Source organism: Sphingomonas sp. CROZ-RG-20F-R02-07, assembly GCF_022662335.1.
GTDB lineage: Bacteria > Pseudomonadota > Alphaproteobacteria > Sphingomonadales > Sphingomonadaceae > Sphingomonas.
Window position 1 is genome coordinate 308,125 of the sequence record NZ_JAKNQJ010000004.1, and the last position, 14,891, is coordinate 323,015.

Consider the following 14,891-nt stretch of genomic DNA (forward strand, 5'->3'; position numbering starts at 1 on the left):
CGCCGCCGCCGCCACGCTCAGCCATAGCGCGCCTTCAGCACCGCGAAAGCGGCGCGCAGGCCGTAAGCTTCGCCACCCTTGGGCCGGCCGGGCTTTGCGGTTGGGCGCCAGGCGAAGACGTCGAGATGCGCCCAAGGGATGGTGGCCGGCACGAAGCGGCGCAGGAACAAGGCGGCGGTGATCGCGCCGGCAAAGCCGCCATCGGGCGCGTTGACGAGGTCCGCGACGTCCGATTTCAGCAGCTCGTCATAGCCGTCCCATAAGGGCATCCGCCACAGGGGATCGGTCTCGGCCGTGCCCGCCGCGATCAGTTCGGCGGCCAGCGCCTCGTCATTGGCGAAGGTAGGCGGCAGGTCCGGCCCGAGCGCCACGCGCGCGGCGCCGGTGAGCGTGGCGTAGTCGAGGATCAGCGCGGGCTTGTCCTCCACCGCCCTGGCCAGCGCGTCGCCGAGCACCAGCCGCCCCTCGGCATCGGTGTTGGTGTTCTCGACGGTGAGCCCCAAGCGCGTCTTCAGCACGTCGCCAGGGCGGAAGGCGTCGCCGGCGATGCTGTTCTCGACCGCGGGGATCAGCAGGTGCAGCCGCACCTTCAGCCGCGCGGCCATTACCAGCCCGGCGAGCGCCAGCGCATGCGCCGCGCCGCCCATGTCCTTCTTCATCAGGCGCATGCCGGCCGAGGGCTTGATGTCGAGCCCGCCGGTGTCGAAGCACACGCCCTTGCCGACGATCGCGATCCGGGGATGTTCGGGGGCGCCCCATTCGAGTTCGATCAGGCGCGGCTCGCGGCCCTTGCCGGCGGCCTGCCCCACCGCCTGGATCATCGGATAGCCCTGCACCAGCGCGTCGCCGCGCGTGACCGTGACGGTCGCGCCATGGCGTTTCGCCAGCGCCTCCGCCTCGGCCTCCAGCGTGCCGGGCCCCATGTCGGACGCGGGGGTGTTGACCAGATCGCGCACCAGCGCGGTCGCCTGCGCGATCCGCACGCTTTCGTCGATCGCGGCCGGATCGGTGGTGAGCAGCACGCGCGGCCCCGCATCCTCCGCCTTGCGATAGCGGTCGAAACGGTATTGGCCGAGCATCCAGCCGAGCGCGCCCGCCGCCGCGTCGCCGCCCGTCAGCCGGTAACGCCCTTCGGGCAGCGCCTCGGGCAATTTGGCGAGGCTCCACGGCCCCGCCTCGGCGATCGCGGCGACCATGTGCCAGTCCGTATCGCCGGCGATCAGGATGTGGCTGCCCGGCTTGCCGGTGAAGCGCTGCGCCGCCACCGCCATGCGGGTGGCCGCCGGCTGCCGCGCGAGCCAGGTGTCGAACTCGGCCGCCGTGACGATCTCGATCGCATGCGCGCTATGCCCGCGATCGGGCTGGAGGAGGGTGGCGTAATCCATCGTCAATTCACCGGGCTCAGCAGAAATTGTTCGTAGCGGCCGGACCCGCCGGGTTCGGCATAGGTGGCGAGCGCGAAGCTTCGGTCGCCATAGGTGACGCGGTAGTTGCGGTTGACGAAGCCGCCGCGCAGCCGGGGCTTGCCGCGCTGTTCGAAGACGCCGGGCACCCCCAGCGGCGCGAGGCTGGTGCGATAGTCGCCGAGCGTCACCGGGGTGAAGTAATAGTTCGCATCGTCGGTCAGGCGGGTGCGATCGAGCGTGCCGTTCGTCAGTTGCGCGAGCAGCGCCTTGGCCCCCGTCAGCGCGGCCGCGTCGCCGGCGTCGGGCGCGGGGGGCGGCAGCACGACGGCGGCGATCCCGCTGGCAATGGCGGTGAAGGCGTCGCCCGACCAGCTGTTGGTCAGCACCACGATCGCCGCCTTGTCGTCGGGATAGACGATGTTTTCGCTGAGAAAGCCGACCGCCTCGCCGCTATGCTCCACGATCCGCCGGCCGTCGCGCGTGCCGATCGAGACGCCGAGGCCATAGCCGGTGGTCGTGCCGTCGGCCAGCTTCACCGGCGTTTCCTGCGCCTGCCAGTCGGCGGGGGTGAGCAGCGTGCGGTCGAGCCGCGCGATATCCCATTTCGCCAGATCGGCGGCGGTCATCGCCAGTTCGCCCGCGGCATAGAGCCAGCCGCGCGCGGGCGGCTGCACGGCGCGCACCGGACCCAGCGCGGCGCGGCCATAGCCCTGCGGATAGGCCTTGCCGATCGCCAGATCCTGGTCGATCGGCGTCATGCCCAGCGGCTTGAAGATATGGGTTCGCAGAAAGGCGAGCAGCGGTTCGCCCGAGACCTTCTCGACGATCAGGCCGGCGACGACATAGCCGGTGTTCGAATATTGCCACTGCGTGCCGGGCGCAAAATCGAGCGGCTTCTTCGCCCAGCGATCGACGATGCCCTGCGGCGAAACCGGCGTCGCCATCGCCTTGAAGCTGTAATCCTGCGGCCAGTAATCCTGCAGCCCGGAGGTGTGGCTGAGCAGTTCGCGGATCGTGATCGTGTCGCCGCCGCTGATGCCGGGCAGATATTTGGCGACGGTGTCGTCGAGGCTCAGCTTGCCCTGGTCCGCCAGCAGCAGCACCGCGGCGGCGGTGAATTGTTTGGAGATCGACGCGATCTGGAACGGGAGCCGCGCATCGGCCTGCGGGATCGCCTCGGACGCCTTGCCATAGGCCCTGGCCAGCACGATCCGGCCGCCGCGCACCACCGCGATCGACACGCCGGGCGTGCCCGTCTTCGCCAGCGCGGTCGCGACGACGCCGTCGATCCGCGCGGTTTCGGCCGGGGTGAGCTGCTGCGCCGTGGCGGGCGCGGCGAGGACGAGAAGCCCGGCCAGCGCGAGGCGAAGTGGAGGAAGTGGAGGCGTGCGGCGGGTTTTCCACTTCGCGGCGGGGGACGGGGCGGATCGACGGGGCTGGGACGCGTTCATCGCGCCAGTCTGGCATGGGATGCGCCTGTAGGACAGACCCCGCGCGCGGGTTTCCCGGCGAAGGCGGGGTGATAGACACGAGGTCTGATTGGACGACGTTTTGTACGGATTGGTCCGGTCATGCGCCCGCCGATGCTCACGTCGATGGTTGGCGGCCGGATGTCGCAGAGCGTTGGCTCAGTCCCGACGTCCGGTTAGCGCTGTACGTCTTAGTTTGGTGGAAAGCGGAACGGCCGCTTTGGAGCGACCGATGCCGTTAATTACCGTTGCGTAGAACCCGGTCCGGCTTCACGATGGCATTCTGATCTACGTGCATCCCCTTGCAGCGAGCGGCGGTTATGTCGTCCGCCCATCGTTGATAGTATCGCGGATCGTCGGGAGGTCCGACATTGCAGGCGGCTGGCTCTTTATGACGGCAGCCCCCTAAGGCTATCGCCACAGCCGCTAGCGGAAGCATGAACCAACGTCGCATTTGAGAATGATCGCATCATACTCCGTTCGTCTGCAAGTGGGCGTTTGCCGCCCGGCAGCTTTTACCCCCGCGAGAAAGAGTTGAGCCAGTTGGTATCGAATGGCATCGACCCATCGCCGCCAACCCGACCGCTCATATGGTCGCGAGACGATAAGGACGACAGAGGGCGTGTGTCGAACGGTTGGTAGAAAAGTGTCGCTCCATCCGATGTCATGTTTATAGCCGGCGAGGGCTGGGGCCCACTCGGGAAGGTCCATGCAACATGCGCGGCGCGTCGTCACGATCGTGCTCCAACTGGGCCCCGGCCTTCGCCGGGGAACAACAGAACTACACCGGCACGCCGTACAGATCGTGGTCGTCGGCATGCTCGATCGCGACGGGCACGATGTCGCCCACCGCCAGATGGCCGGCGTCGCGCAGGAAGACCTCGCCGTCGATTTCGGGCGCATCGGCCTGGCTGCGGCCGGTGGCGCCGCCCTCGTCGTCCACCGCATCCACGATCACCGGCAGCGTCCGGCCGATCTTGGCGGCGAGCTTGGCGGCCGAGATCGCGGCGGTCTTTTCCATGATCCGGGCGTAGCGTTCTTCCTTCACCGCCTCGGGCACGGGATCGGGCAGCAGGTTCGCGCTGGCGCCCGCCACGGGTTCGAAGCGGAACGCGCCGACGCGGTCGAGCTGCGCCTCGTCCAGCCAGTCGAGCAGATACTGGAAATCGGCCTCGGTCTCGCCGGGGAAGCCGACGACGAAGGTGGAGCGGATCGCGATGTCGGGCGCGATCGTGCGCCAGCGATGGATCCGCTCCAGCACCTTGGCATCGTTCGCCGGGCGCTTCATCCGCTTCAGCACCGCAGGCGCCGCATGCTGGAACGGGATATCCAGATAGGGGAGCACCAGCCCCTCCGCCATCAGCGGGATCACCTCGTCGACATGCGGATAGGGATAGACGTAATGGAGCCGCACCCAGGGCGCGATCCGGCCCAGTTCGCGCGCCAGATCGGTCATGTGCGGCACGACCTCGCGGCCCTTCCACGGGCGCGGGGTGCGGCGGATGTCGATGCCGTAGGCGGAGGTGTCCTGGCTGATGACCAGCAGCTCCTGCGTGCCCGCGGCGACCAGCTTTTCCGCCTCGCGCAGGATCGCGTCGGGCCGGCGGCTGACGAGATCGCCGCGCAGCGACGGGATGATGCAGAAGGAGCAGCGATGGTTGCACCCCTCCGAGATCTTCAGATAGCTATAGTGGCGCGGCGTCAGCTTCAGCCCGGCATCGGGCACCAGATCGAGATAGGGCGACAGGCCCGGCGGCGCCGCTTCGTGCACCGCCTCCACAACCTGCTGATATTCGTGCGCGCCGGTGATCGCGAGCACCTGGGGGAAGCGCGCGCGGATCGCCTCGGCTTCCTTGCCCATACAGCCCGTGACGATGACGCGGCCGTTCTCGGCCATCGCCTCGCCGATCGCCTCGAGGCTTTCCTCCTTCGCCGAATCGAGAAAACCGCAGGTGTTGACGAGCACGACGTCGGCGCCGGCATAGTCGGCGGACATCGCATAGCCGTCCGCGCGGAGCTGCGTCAGGATGCGTTCGCTGTCGACGAGATTCTTCGGGCAGCCGAGCGAAACCATGCCGACTTTCGGCGGGGAGGGGAGGATGGTGGCCATGGGAGGCGCCGCACATAGGCGATCGGTGGCGATTTTGCCACTCTCGCTTCACTTCATGGGGCAGGCGGCGGCGTTGGCCGCAAACCGCCTGGCCGATCGATCGACAGCGGTGCGATCGCGCGCCATGGAAAGCGGCGTCTGGAGGAGCGGGATATGCGTGCGATCGGCCTGATGTCCGGAACCTCGCTCGACGGGATCGATGCGGCGTTGATCGAGACCGATGGCGAGCGGCAGGTGATGCCGATCGCCTTTCGCGGCGAGCCCTGGTCGGATGCGGCGCGCGCCGAACTGGCCGAGGCGACGCGGATGGCGCTCACCTTCGAACGGCCGCGCGCCAGCCCGCCGATCGTCGCGGCGTCCGATCTCGTTACGCGGGCGCACGTGTTCGCGGTGCGCAAGCTGATCGCCGAGGCGGGGCTGACGCCCGCCGATATCGACGTGATCGGCTTTCACGGCCAGACGATCGCCCACCGCCCCGATCGCGGCTGGACCTGGCAGATCGGCGACGGCGCGCAGATGGCGAACGCCTGCGCGATCGTCACCGTCTCCGATTTCCGCTCGGCCGACGTGGCGGCGGGGGGGCAGGGCGCGCCGCTGCTGCCGGTCTATCACGCCGCGCTCGCCGCGGATCTGGCGGGGCCGGTGGCGGTGCTGAACCTGGGCGGCGTCGCGAACGTCACCTGGATCGGCGACGGCCGCGTGATCGCGTTCGACACCGGGCCCGCCAACGGGCTGATCGACGATTGGGTGGGGCAGGCGACGGGCGCGCGGTTCGATGCGGAGGGCGCGCTCGCCGCCACGGGGCGCGTGGACGAAAGCGTGCTGGGCGCGATGCTCGACCACCCGTTCTTCGCCGAGCCCGGCCCCAAATCGCTCGATCGCGGCGACTTCACGATCCAGCCGGCGCGCGGGCTGTCGGCGGGCGATGGCGCGGCGACGCTGACCGCCTTCACCGCCGCCGGCGTGGCGATCGCGATCGACCAGTTGCCGCAGCGCCCCGTGCGGCTGCTGGTGGCGGGCGGCGGCCGGCACAATCCGACACTGCTGGCAATGATCGCCGCGCGCACCGGGCTGACGCCGGAGCCGACCGACACGCTCGGATGGAATGGCGATGCGCTGGAGGCGGAAGGCTTCGCCTATATGGCGGTGCGCACGCTGCGCGGGCTGCCGATCAGCTTTCCGGGCACCACCGGCGTGCCGAGCGCGATGCCGGGCGGCGTCGTGCACCGCCCGGGTTGAGCCGCGTGTCCCCGCCCCGGAATGCCGGGGCGGCGGAGAAGGATCAGGCGGCGTCCGCCTTCTTGTCGGGCTTGCCCTTGAGTGCCGGCTTCTTGCCCGGACCCTTGCGCTTGGGCGGCTTCTCGCCGGCGGCCTTGCGCGCCAGCACGGCGGGCACCGCCACCGCGGCGGCGATCCCGGCGACCACCGCCGCGCCGAGCGCGATGGTCACGGCCGGATGTGCGCCGGCCGCATGCTTCACCGCACGTGCGCCGTCCTTGGCCTTGTCCACTGCGCCGTCATGGGGCGCGTCGTCGTGCCGCGGCGCGGGCTTTCTTCCATCCTTGTGCTCGTGGCCATGCTCGGGTTCGTGCTCGGGATGCGGATGGGCCTTGGCATGCGGCATGGCGGATGCGGGAATGGACGACATGGGGACGCTCCTGATACGATGGGTGGCCGGATACGATGGTTGGGCGACAACCTGCGGGTAACACAGGTTGTTCCGCGCGGCGAACTCACCGTTTGCGCGTCAGCTCGCGCATCGCCGCGTCCAGCCCGGCGAGGCTCAGCGGATACATGCGATCGGCCATCAGGTCGCGGATGATCCGGATGCTCTGCGAATAGCCCCATTGCTCGCGCGGGATCGGGTTCAGCCACACCGCGGCGGGATAGGTGGTCGTCAATCGGTGAAGCCAGGTCGCGCCCGATTCCTCGTTCATATGCTCGACCGAGCCACCGGGATGCGTGATCTCATAGGGGCTCATCGACGCGTCGCCGACGAACACGCACTTATAGTCATGGCCGTATTTGTGGAGCAGATCGGCGGTCGGCGTGCGCTCGGCGAAGCGGCGCCGATTGTCCTTCCACACGCCCTCATAGGGGCAATTGTGGAAGTAGAAGAATTCGAGATTCTTGAACTCGCTGGTCGCGGCCGAGAACAGCTCCTCGCACAATGTCACGAACGGATCCATCGATCCGCCCACGTCGAGAAACAGCAGCAGCTTCACCGCATTGCGCCGCTCGGGCCGCATCCGCACGTCGAGCCAGCCCTGGCGCGCGGTGCCGTCGATCGTGCCGTCGATGTCGAGCTCGTCCGCCGCACCCTCGCGCGCGAAGCGGCGCAGGCGGCGCAGCGCCACCTTGATGTTGCGCGTGCCGAGTTCGCGGCTGTTGTCGAGGTTGCGGAACTCGCGCTGGTCCCAAACCTTCAACGCGCGCTTGTGCGTGCTTTCGCCGCCGATCCGCACGCCCTCCGGATTGTAGCCGCCATTGCCGAAGGGCGAGGTGCCGCCGGTGCCGATCCACTTGCTGCCGCCCTGATGGCGCTCGCGCTGCTCCTCAAGCCGCTTCTTCAGCGTCTCCATGATCTCGTCCCACGACCCGAGCGATCGGACCTTGGCCATCTCCTCCTCGCTCAGGAACCGTTCGGCGATCGCCTTCAGCCAGTCGGCGGGGATCTCGGCACCCTCCGGCCCAAAGCGGGTGGCGATGCCGCGGAACACCTTGGCGAACACCTGGTCGAACCGGTCGAGCAGCCCCTCGTCCTTCACGTACACGGCGCGCGAGAGGTAGTAGAAATCCTCGGGCGTACGGCCGATCACCTCGGCGTCGAGCGCCTCCAGCAGGAGCAGATGCTCCTTGAGGCTGGCCGGGATGCCCGCCGCGCGCAGTTCGTCGAGAAAGTCGAGGAACATCGGATTACTTCACGCCCCCCGCCATGGCGGCGGCGACCGGCACGACGGGCAGTTCGATCGCGCTCGCCTGGGCCGGGCCATGATAGACCGCGATCGTCGCCTTGCGGTAATCGCCGGGCTTCGCGTCGAAGATGTTGGGCACGAAGGTTTGCGGGTTGCGGTCGTAGAGCGGGAACCAGCTCGACTGGACCTGCACCATGATGCGGTGGCCGGGCAGGAACACATGGTTCACGTTCGGCAGCACGATGGCATAGCCGAGCGGCCGGTTGGGCGTGATCGGCACGGCATGTTCGGGGCTCTGGCGGTAACGCCCGCGCAGGATGTCCATCGCGACCGCGAGCTGATAGCCGCCCATCTCCGGCTTGGCGGGATATTCGGCCGGGTAGACGTCGATCAGCTTGGCGACGAAATCGCCGTCGGTGCCGGTCGTGCTGGCGATCAGATCGACCACCGGCGCGCCCGAGATGGCGACGGCCTCCTTCAGCACGGGCGTCTCGTAGCTCAGCACGTCGGTCCGGTCCGAGAAGGGCCGCTGATCGTCCACCAGCCACTGCCGCCAGGTCGATCCGGTCGCATAGGTCGGGCGGATCGGGCGGATGCGATAGGGGATCGGCTTGGCCGGATCCGAGACGTAATCGTCATGGCCGTTCGCCGTGGGGGCGGTGGGGGCGAGGCCCCCGGCGGGCTGGAACCAGTAACGCTGCATCGGCGCGGCGCAGGTGCCCATGCCCGCGCAGACGGGTGGCCAGGCGGCGAGCCTCTGCCACCGGTTGGCGCCGGTCTGGAAGGCGAGCACGGGGGGCAGATCGGCGGCCGGCGCGCCGGGCTTCAACTGCGCGTCGAGGAACGGCAGCAGGATGTTGGTGCGAAACCACAAGGCGGTATCCGAATCGAAGCGGATCGCGCCCAGCGTCGATCCATCGCCGTTCCAGCCGCCATGCGCCCAGGGGCCGATCACGAGATGTTCGAGGCCCGCCGGCGCCACCTTGGCCAGCGCCTGATAGGCGGCGACCGCGCCGAACATGTCCTCCTGATCCCATTGCCCCGCCACCCAGAGCGTGGGGACGGTCTGCGGCAGACGCGGCAGGATCTCGTCGAGCGCCTGCGCCTTCCAGAACGAATCATAGGCCGGATGATCGTGCATCCGCCGCACCCAGCCGAGCTGGTCGAGCCCGCGGCTCTTCACGAAATCGCTGGCCGAGCCCGCGCGCAGGAAGGTGTCGTAATCGTCATACGCGTCGCGCCACAGATCGGCGCCGCTGCCCTTCACGCTGTCCTGGCTGAAATAATAGTCGTAGCCGATCAGCCGGAACGCACCGCCGTGGAAATCATCGTCGTTGTGATAGGTGTTGATGACCGGGTTCATCGGCACCGCCACCTTCAGCGCCGGGTGCGGGTTGACGAGGGCCATCGCCGCCATCATCCCGTCATAGCTGGTGCCGATGATGCCGACGCGGCCGTTGTTGCCGGCGACGTTCTTCACCAGCCAGTCGATCGTGTCGTAGGCGTCGGTCGAATGATCGACCTTGGTGCCGTTCAGCGGGCCGATCAGCGGCCGTTCGTTGACGTAATCGCCGCCCGATCCGTATTTGCCGCGAACATCCTCGTACACGCGGATATAGCCCGCATCGACGAGCGTCGAATCGAAGCCGCGCGCGAGCATGTCGGCATGGCCGCTCTCGTTGTGGCTCAGCTCGCTTTCCGCGCCATAAGGGGTGCGCTGGAGCACGATCGGCGCGTCGGTGAGCCCCTTCCGGCGCAGGATCACGGCGTGCAGCTTCACTCCGTCGCGCATGGGGATGTCGACCGACTGTTTGTCGAAATCGAAGCCGGCATCGGCGGTCTTGAACGTCTTGGGGATGTCGGCGGGCAGCGACTGCGCGCCCGCGGCACCCGCCAGCAGCAGCGCCGTCGCCGCGATCGTCAGCCTTGCCCGCATGTGCCGTCCTCGAACCAGTGTCAGACGAACGCCGTGACACAGGGACGGTGGTGGAAACAAGCGTCAGCGCACCGCGTAACGCCCGCCGCCGGGAACATAGGCATCGATCAGCGCACCGACATCGTCGGGCGCGCGGCCGGACAGGCCCTCGACGGGGCGGGAGTGGCCATAGACGAAGCCCTCGACCGGATAGACCGTGCTGCCGAGACCGTTCGAATCGCGGAACCAGACCTTCACGTCGGACCAGTCGTTGCCGGGCGACACGTCGAACAACGTCACGTCCTGTTCGGTATGGCCGCGTTCGCCGTTCTGGCGCGACCAATTGGCATGGGTGAGCATCACCACGCGGCGTTCGACGATCCGGCTGACCACCGCCACATGGCCGAGGGGGAGGCGGCCGCTGCGCGCGAAGACGATGACTGCGCCGACGCGGGGCCGATGCCCGCGGTCGTAGCGGCCTTCCGCCTGGCTCCACCATGTCCAGGCATCGCCATAGATGTCGATGCCCGAGGCCGCGCGCGCGAACGGCACGCATTGCCCGACATAGCCGAGGAGCGAGGCCGCCGACGCGGCGGGGGTGGCCGCGGTGGCCAGGAGGAGCGCGATTTCGGTAAGCCACTGTCGCATCACGCTTGTGTAGAGGCGCCGACCTCACCGCCCGGTTGCCGATCGTGGTTAACGATGCGTTGCGGGCGGAACCGCGACGCGCGCTGCGTGTTCAATCCCGCGAGCCCGGTGACCGTCCGCCCCCTCCCCCCAAAGGCCGGCGGTCACCGGGTTTCCTGTCAGTATCGAGGATCGGCGCGTTGCCACCAGCCAACAAGGATCAGCGCGAACGCGTGGCCGCGATCGGCAAGGCCCTGCGCAAGGGCATCGCCACGCCGACCGACACGCTCATCACCGGCGACATCCCGCTGCTGCTCACGCGATTGTCGCAGGTGTCGCGGCCATCTCCCCACGACGCGAGCGAAGACGAGGGCTGACGGGGGGGCGCCGTCAGGGCCGGTTCGTCTGACGCTTGGCCATGAAGGCCAGGCGTTCGAACAGCATCACGTCCTGCTCGTTCTTGAGCAAGGCGCCATGCAGCGGCGGGATCGCCTTGGTGGGATCGCGGTTCTGCAGCACCTCGAGCGGCATGTCCTCGTGCAGCAGCAGCTTCAGCCAGTCGAGCAGTTCGGACGTGGAGGGCTTCTTCTTCAGGCCCGGTACGTCGCGCACGTCGTAGAACATGTCCATCGCGCGGGTGACGAGCAGCTTCTGGATGCCGGGGAAATGCACCTCGACGATCCGCTGCATCGTCTCGCGATCGGGGAACTTGATGTAATGGAAGAAGCACCGGCGCAGGAACGCGTCGGGCAGCTCCTTTTCGTTGTTGCTGGTGATGACGACGATCGGCCGCTCCACCGCGCGCACCGTCTCGCCCGTCTCGTACACATGGAACGCCATGCGATCGAGTTCCTGGAGCAGGTCGTTCGGGAATTCGATATCGGCCTTGTCGATCTCGTCGATCAGCAGCACCGGGGGCTTGTCGCGGGTAAAGGCCTCCCACAGCTTGCCGCGGCGGATATAGTTGCCGATGTCGTGGACGCGCGCGTCGCCCAGCTGCCCGTCGCGCAGCCGCGCCACCGCGTCATATTCGTACAGGCCCTGCTGCGCCTTGGTGGTGGACTTGACGTTCCATTCGATCAGCTCGGCGCCGACCGCCTCGGCGATCTCATAGGCGAGCACCGTCTTGCCGGTGCCGGGTTCCCCCTTCACCAGCAGCGGCCGGCGCAGCGAGACGGCGGCGTTGACCGCGACCTTCAGATCGTCGGTCGCGACATAATTCTCGGTGCCTTCGAAGCGCTTCATCGCCGAAACTCCCTGCGGATCTGTCGTCCGCGATAGGGGCTGCGGGCCCGCGCGTGCAAGCCTTGTGCGGGATCTATGCCCGGTCGCGCGCGCTGCAGCGCGCGTCGAGCAGGTCCCAGAAGCCGCGATGTTGTGCAAAGAGCTGCTGCGCGCCGAACACGATCGCGCGTTCGCACGCCGGGGTGTCGCCCAGCCCGGCGATCACCATCGCGGTTTCGGCATCGTCGGGCAGGCGCTCGGCGGGCGGCGTTTCGCCGAAGCGTTCGGCGGCGCGGTCGAGCACCCGGCGCGTCGCATGCCAATCGAGCATCAGCGCCGCCACCGCCCCCGTCGCGCAGCCCCCGCGATCGGAGCCCGCCAGCATTTCGAGCGCATGGCGCTGGGCGGCGAACGCCCCTTCGGCGACCGCCTGGCCGGGGGTGGAGGGCAGGGGGCCGACCGCCGCGGTCAACCGGGTGAGATAGGCGCGTTCGTTGGCGAAGGCGCGCGATGCCGCCTCCAGCCAGTCATGCGCCGCACGCTGCGCGCCGCGGTTCAACGCCGCGTCGATCATGCCGGGATGGCGGCCGTGCACCACGCACAGCCCATGCACCGCATCCGCCAGATCGCGCTGTTCGACACGGCCGTCGAGCAGCGCGCGCACATGCGCATGATTGGCGACGCCGTCGGTCTCAGCGAGGCGCAAGACCAGATCCCAGGCATTCGCCTGCCGCGCGGAAGTTGCTGTGTCCGAGTTCATCGTGTCGTTCCTGATGTGCCGCGGCTTTTTTCGAGGGCGCCGCGCTGGGTCGGGGCGATCCTCCTCCCTCCCGTCTAACCGAAGCACGTAAAGACGGGGTTTATGCCGCGTTTACCCGATCGGCGCTGGCGTCGCGGACTTTACGCGGTGCGCACCGCCCGCGATAAGGCGCGCGAGCGGAAGCCAATTCCGCGGCTGGAGACGAACGGATGCGCGCATGGATGCTGGCTATGGCTCTCGCTTCGGTGGGGAGCGCCGCTTTGGCCGCTGACGTGCCGCCCATATCCCAGCCGCTGACGCTCGACCGCGTATTCGGCAATCCCGATCTGTCGGGCACGCAGCCGCGCGCGCTGCGCCTGTCGCCCGACGGCACGCTGCTCACCGCGCTGCGACCGCGCGCCGACGAGCGCGAGCGGCTCGACCTGTGGGCCACCGACACGCGCACCGGCGCCGAGCGGATGCTGGTCGACAGCCGCAAGGTGGGCAGCGGCGCCGAACTCTCCGAAGCCGAGAAGATGCAGCGCGAGCGGGCGCGGATCGGCGGCTCCAAGGGGATCGTCGCCTATGACTGGGCGCCCGACGGCAAGACGATCCTCGTGCCGCTCGATGGAGATCTGTATCTGGCGTCGCTGGACGGCACCACGCGCAAGCTGACCGATACGCCGGGCGGCGCGCTCAACCCCGTCGTGTCGCCCGGCGGCCGCTATGTCAGCTTCGTGCGCGATCAGAATCTCTGGGCGATCCCGCTCGCCGGCGGCGCGGCACGGGCGATCACCACCGGCGGCGCGGGCACCGTCCATTTCGGCGAGGCGGAGTTCGTCGCGCAGGAAGAGATGGACCGCCGCACCGGCTATTGGTGGTCCCCCGACGAAGCGCACATCGCGGTCGAGCGGTTCGACGACAAACCCGTCCACGTCTTCACGCGCACCGCTATCGGCGCGTCGGGCACCAAGGTGTACGACCAGCGCTATCCCGCTGCGGGAACGCCCAACGCGCTGGTCGAGCTCTATGTGATGAAGCCGGATGGCAGCACGCCGGTGAAGGTGGATCTCGGCACCGATCCCGACATCTATCTGGCGCGCGTCGACTGGCTGCCCGACGGCTCGGCGCTGCTCGTCCAGCGCGAGAGCCGCGACCAGAAGAAGCTGGAGATGCTCCGCGTCGATCCCACCACCGGCAAGAGCGTGGTGCTCTTCACCGAGAAATCGGGGGCCAAGAGCTGGCTCAACCTGTCCGACGCCTATCGCCCGCTGAAGAATGGCGGGCTGATCTGGCGTTCGGAGCGTGACGGCTATGGCCATCTCTATCTGTTCGCCAAGGGCCGCTGGACTCAGCTCACCAAGGGCAAATGGGTCGTCACCGGGCTCGTCGGCGTGGACGAGGCCAAGGGGCGGTTGTTCTTCACGGGCAACAAGGACGACGTGCTGGAGCAGCAGCTCTATTCGGTCGACATCGCGCACCCCAATGTCATCACGAAGCTGACCGAGGCGGGCTGGTGGAACGGCGCGACGATGGATGCGGCGGCCAGCCGCCTGATCGTCTCGCGCTCCAGCCCCAACCAGCCGACGCAAAGCTATCTGGCGGATGCGGACGGCAAGCGCCTGTCGTGGATCAACGAGAATGCGGTCGTGGCGGGCCACCCCTATTACCCCTATCTCGCCAGCCATCAGCCGACCAAGTTCGGCACGTTGAAGGCCAAGGACGGCACGACGCTCTATTACGAGATGATTACCCCGCCGCTCGTGCCAGGGAAGAAATACCCCGTGTTCTTCCAGCACTATGGCGGCCCCGGCACCGGCCAGCAGGTGACCCGCGGCTGGCAGGGCGCGCTGCCGCAATATCTGGTGAGCCAGGGCTGGATCTTCTTCCAGATCGACAACCGCGGCTCGTACAACCGCGGCAAGGCCTTCGAGGACCATATCTACCACGCGATGGGCACGGTCGAGGTGGAGGACCAGCTTGCCGGGGCGAAGTTCGTCAAGGCGCTGCCCTTCGTCGATCCCGACAAGGTGGCGACGTTCGGCTGGTCCTATGGCGGTTACATGTCGCTGAAGATGCTGGAGAAGACGCCGGGCGTCTATGCCGCCGCCGTTTCCGGCGCGCCCGTTACCGACTGGCAGCTCTACGACACGCATTACACCGAACGCTATCTGGGCGATCCCGCGAAGGATCCGCAAAGCTATGCCACGTCGCAGGCGTTCCAGGACGCGAACCTCATCAAGGATCCGCTGCTGCTGATCCACGGCATGAGCGACGACAACGTCTTCCTCGACAATTCGCTGAAAGTGGTGGCGCGGATGCAGGCCACCGACACGCCGTTCGAGATGATGTTCTATCCGGGCTACACCCACCGCGTCGGCGGGCCGGGGATCAGCGAGCATCTCTGGAACACGATCCTGAACTTCCTCGATGCCAAGGTGAAGGACAAGCCGGCCATGGCCCGCGCCCCGCGCCCCGCGCGGTAA

The 14,891-nt window shown here is 68.1% G+C and carries 12 protein-coding genes; 3 read left to right on the top strand and 9 right to left on the bottom strand.

Annotation, left to right across the window (positions count from 1 at the left end):
• Positions 1–17 precede the first annotated feature (17 nt).
• The 3 genes from L8H00_RS09125 to rimO form a co-directional block, all read right to left on the bottom strand.
• Entirely contained in the window at positions 18–1,385 is a 1,368-nt protein-coding gene (locus L8H00_RS09125; protein WP_242096974.1) for a leucyl aminopeptidase family protein, read from the bottom strand.
• Between the two features lie 2 nt (positions 1,386–1,387).
• Entirely contained in the window at positions 1,388–2,857 is a 1,470-nt protein-coding gene (locus tag L8H00_RS09130; RefSeq protein WP_242096975.1) for a serine hydrolase domain-containing protein, read from the bottom strand.
• 799 nt (positions 2,858–3,656) lie between these two features.
• Positions 3,657–4,985: a 30S ribosomal protein S12 methylthiotransferase RimO gene (rimO, locus tag L8H00_RS09135; RefSeq protein WP_242096976.1), complete on the bottom strand. Its 1,329-nt coding sequence runs from the start codon at positions 4,983–4,985 to the stop codon at positions 3,657–3,659.
• 153 nt (positions 4,986–5,138) lie between these two features.
• On the opposite strand from rimO, the gene L8H00_RS09140 reads away from it, so the two are divergent.
• A complete protein-coding gene (locus L8H00_RS09140; RefSeq protein ID WP_242096977.1) occupies positions 5,139–6,224 on the top strand; it encodes an anhydro-N-acetylmuramic acid kinase in 1,086 nt (361 codons plus the stop codon).
• A gap of 43 nt (positions 6,225–6,267) precedes the next feature.
• On the opposite strand, the gene L8H00_RS09145 is transcribed toward L8H00_RS09140, so the two are convergent.
• The 4 genes from L8H00_RS09145 to L8H00_RS09160 form a co-directional block, all read right to left on the bottom strand.
• Positions 6,268–6,633: a hypothetical protein gene (locus L8H00_RS09145; RefSeq protein ID WP_242096978.1), complete on the bottom strand. Its 366-nt coding sequence runs from the start codon at positions 6,631–6,633 to the stop codon at positions 6,268–6,270.
• Positions 6,634–6,718: 85 nt separating this feature from the next.
• Positions 6,719–7,897 (bottom strand): VWA domain-containing protein, encoded by a 1,179-nt coding sequence (locus L8H00_RS09150; protein WP_242096979.1) that lies wholly within the window; start codon positions 7,895–7,897, stop codon positions 6,719–6,721.
• A gap of 4 nt (positions 7,898–7,901) precedes the next feature.
• Positions 7,902–9,836, bottom strand: coding sequence for a CocE/NonD family hydrolase (locus L8H00_RS09155; RefSeq protein ID WP_242096980.1), 1,935 nt, complete (start codon positions 9,834–9,836; stop codon positions 7,902–7,904).
• A 63-nt stretch (positions 9,837–9,899) separates the two neighbouring features.
• Positions 9,900–10,463: a CHAP domain-containing protein gene (locus L8H00_RS09160; protein WP_242096981.1), complete on the bottom strand. Its 564-nt coding sequence runs from the start codon at positions 10,461–10,463 to the stop codon at positions 9,900–9,902.
• Positions 10,464–10,642: 179 nt separating this feature from the next.
• Between L8H00_RS09160 and L8H00_RS09165 the strand changes: the two genes are divergently transcribed.
• Complete coding sequence (locus L8H00_RS09165; protein ID WP_242096982.1) at positions 10,643–10,819, top strand: hypothetical protein; 177 nt, start codon at positions 10,643–10,645, stop codon at positions 10,817–10,819.
• 13 nt (positions 10,820–10,832) lie between these two features.
• On the opposite strand, the gene L8H00_RS09170 is transcribed toward L8H00_RS09165, so the two are convergent.
• Both L8H00_RS09170 and L8H00_RS09175 read right to left on the bottom strand, forming a co-directional pair.
• Positions 10,833–11,687: a MoxR family ATPase gene (locus tag L8H00_RS09170; RefSeq protein ID WP_242096983.1), complete on the bottom strand. Its 855-nt coding sequence runs from the start codon at positions 11,685–11,687 to the stop codon at positions 10,833–10,835.
• Between the two features lie 73 nt (positions 11,688–11,760).
• Positions 11,761–12,426: a hypothetical protein gene (locus tag L8H00_RS09175; RefSeq protein ID WP_242096984.1), complete on the bottom strand. Its 666-nt coding sequence runs from the start codon at positions 12,424–12,426 to the stop codon at positions 11,761–11,763.
• 209 nt (positions 12,427–12,635) lie between these two features.
• On the opposite strand from L8H00_RS09175, the gene L8H00_RS09180 reads away from it, so the two are divergent.
• Positions 12,636–14,891: a S9 family peptidase gene (locus L8H00_RS09180; protein WP_242096985.1), complete on the top strand. Its 2,256-nt coding sequence runs from the start codon at positions 12,636–12,638 to the stop codon at positions 14,889–14,891.